General features: G+C 67.4%; 1 protein-coding gene. It reads left to right on the top strand.

What is annotated here, in order from left to right:
- Positions 1–128: 128 nt before the first annotated feature.
- Positions 129–368: hypothetical protein (locus KVT44_RS55720; protein WP_217576895.1), on the top strand; the 240-nt coding region annotated here is incomplete at its 3' end.

Here is a 368-nt window from a genome sequence, read left to right as displayed (position 1 = left end):
GTCACGCGCTCGCCCGAAATTGGTCCCTCGCTTAGGCTTTATCGCGTCCACACGCCGTGTCGTCCGGTCCATCCATCGGGCGCGCACGGTCCTGCGAACTCGTCTGCCCGGGGGGAGTCAGAACGCTCATGAAGTCCTTCGCCTGGCTCCGTCCGCGGCCCCGCACGATGGCATCGATCGGTGCCGTGACCGCCGCCGTGGTGGCTGTCGGTGTGCTCGCACTGACCTATGAGGGTGGGCCGACGACCGAGGTCGAACTGAACGACGGCGGCGTCTGGCTGACGAAGCAGACGAGCCTGCTGGTCGGGCACTTCAACAACGAGTCGCGCCTCCTCGACGGCGGCCTCCGCACGCTGTCGCAGGAGTAC

It is taken from the genome of Streptomyces sp. GbtcB7 (genome assembly GCF_019091445.1).
Lineage (GTDB): Bacteria > Actinomycetota > Actinomycetes > Streptomycetales > Streptomycetaceae > Streptomyces > Streptomyces mirabilis.
This window is presented reverse-complemented; position numbering and strand designations above follow the sequence as displayed.